This is a genomic window from Neisseria sp. P0021.S007 (genome assembly GCF_051956855.1).
In genome coordinates this window covers 1-659 of the sequence record NZ_JBQCXA010000603.1, presented here as the reverse complement: position 1 = coordinate 659, position 659 = coordinate 1, and the positions used below count along the sequence as shown (strand labels likewise).

1 protein-coding gene is annotated in these 659 nt (G+C 51.1%); it reads right to left on the bottom strand.

Features of this window, described 5'->3' with window-relative positions; translation table 11 throughout:
• On the bottom strand, positions 1 to 659 hold a 659-nt coding region (locus ACTHUR_RS14895), incomplete at both ends, for a protein-disulfide reductase DsbD domain-containing protein (protein ID WP_440399371.1).

The window sequence follows — 659 nt, the reverse complement described above, 5'->3', positions numbered from 1 at the left end:
GGTCAACAGCGCGCCGGTCAAACCGGCAATCACGCCGACCAAGGTGTAGGTCAATGCCAAACCTTGTACATAAACCATAGACAAGGTAAACGCGCGGCCTTTGCCGGCTTTTTTGTCGCCCACGACAATACTGGAAACAATCGGCAGGAGCGGATACATGCAGGCGGTAAAGCTTAAGCCCAAACCTGCGACAAAAAACGCCAACAGGTTGGCGTTTAAAGTATCCCAAGAGAGCTTGAAGCGGCTGCTGTCGGGATTGTTTGCACTAGGCTGGGCAGGCATTGGGCCGTCTGAAGAGGCGGACGGTTGTAAAAAGCGGTCTTTGGCAGAAACCGGCTCATCGCTTTGCGGCTGGTAAACCCCGTTGCCTTTTACGTCAAACTCAGTGTCCACAGGCGGATAACACACACCTACTTCGGCACAGCCTTGATAAGTCAGTGTCAGTTTGTATTGCGGCGCGGCTTGTTTGTAAGGTAGGTCAACCTGTGCGGTATGGTGGTAAACCGTTTGTTTGCCGAAGAATTCGTCTTCTTTTTCTTCACCTTTACTGAATTTGGGTTCGCCTAGGATTTTGTCAGGATTGGTCGCTGCAACGATTTTGGACTGGTACATATAGTAGCCGTCAGCGATTTTGAACTGCACGCTGATGCCTTGATCGG